The 1404-nt window shown below is 43.0% G+C and carries 1 protein-coding gene; it reads left to right on the top strand.

Going from position 1 to position 1404, the window contains the following annotated elements; genetic code table 11:
• The first annotated feature begins 76 nt into the window (after positions 1-76).
• A complete protein-coding gene (gene rodA / locus PX636_RS04920) occupies positions 77-1357 on the top strand; it encodes a rod shape-determining protein RodA (protein ID WP_002796708.1) in 1281 nt (426 codons plus the stop codon).
• Positions 1358-1404: the final 47 nt, after the last annotated feature.

Genomic DNA, 1404 nt, shown 5'->3' with positions numbered 1-1404 from the left:
GTCTAAAAGTCTTATCGAACAATGTTTTTAGATTTATTCAGCAAACCCTAGTTAGTTAGTAAATTTGGGGAGAGAAATGGTGAGAAGACAGTCCCTTATTAGTAGGAAACTAAGGGGTTTTAACGAACAGTTTAGCTTCATTTTCCGGGATCTAGCCCAAATTGATTGGCTTTTGTTCGTTTTGGTGACGGGTTTAACCGTTTTCGGTGGTTTAATGATTCGTAGTGCCGAAAGACATACCACTGCTCTCGACTGGTGGCAACACTGGTTATTCGGGGCCGTGGGAGTGGCGATCGCTTTATTTCTGGCCCGTTGTCGTTACGAAAGTCTGCTGAAATGGCACTGGTTAACCTATCTTCTCACCAATCTCTCCCTAATTGCGGTAATTGTCCTAGGGGTGACGGCGAATGGGGCGCAAAGTTGGATTAATATCGGCAGTTTTAACGTGCAACCGTCGGAATTTGCCAAGGTAGGTTTAATTATCACCCTAGCAGCCCTCCTACATCATCGTCCCGCCGATAATCTTTTTGCGATCGCTCGTGTCTTTGTCGTCACTGCCATCCCCTGGGTGTTAATTATGGCGCAGCCGGACTTGGGGACGGGATTAGTCTTTGGGGCAATTACCCTAGGCATGATTTACTGGGCTAATGCGAAACTGCCTTGGATGATTATCCTCTTATCTCCCCTCGCATCGGTTTTTCTGTTTAATTTACTTTTTCCTGCTTGGATTGTTTTAGCAATTATCATCGCTGTGCTTGCTTGGTTTACCCTTCCCTACCGTTTTTTATCTACTTTCATCGTGGTGGCAACTAATCTGGCAGTGGGTAAATTAGGCGAGGTTTTTTGGGGTTTATTAAAAGAATATCAAAAAGATCGTTTAACCCTATTTCTTCACCCAGAAAAGAATCCTTTGGGGGGAGGTTATCAATTAATTCAATCCCGCATTGCCATCGGATCGGGAGAATTATTGGGACGGGGATTACACCAAGGCACCCAAACCCAATTAAATTTTATTCCCGAACAACACACCGATTTTATCTTCTCCGTAGTCGGGGAAGAATTCGGTTTTGTCGGCAGTATTCTAGTTTTAATAGCTTTCTGGTTAGTTTGTTGGCGTTTGTTAGTCATTGCTAATACTGCCAAAGAAAACTTCGGTTCTTTAATAGCGATCGGTGTTCTCTCGATGATCGCTTTTCAGGCAATTCTTAATATTAGCATGACCGTGGGATTAGCCCCGATTACAGGGATTCCTTTACCTTGGTTAAGTTATGGACGTTCATCTTTATTAACCAATTTTATCGCTTTGGGTTTAGTGGAATCCGTGGCTAATTATCGCCCCCGTAAGCGTTTGTACTAAGTAGTTGTACAGATATCAGTTATCAGATATCAGTTATCAGTTATCAG

This window comes from Microcystis sp. M53598_WE2 (assembly GCF_030067735.1).
Lineage (GTDB): Bacteria > Cyanobacteriota > Cyanobacteriia > Cyanobacteriales > Microcystaceae > Microcystis > Microcystis aeruginosa.
Note: the sequence above shows the minus strand (reverse complement) of the source record. Positions and strands in the feature narration are given on the sequence as shown.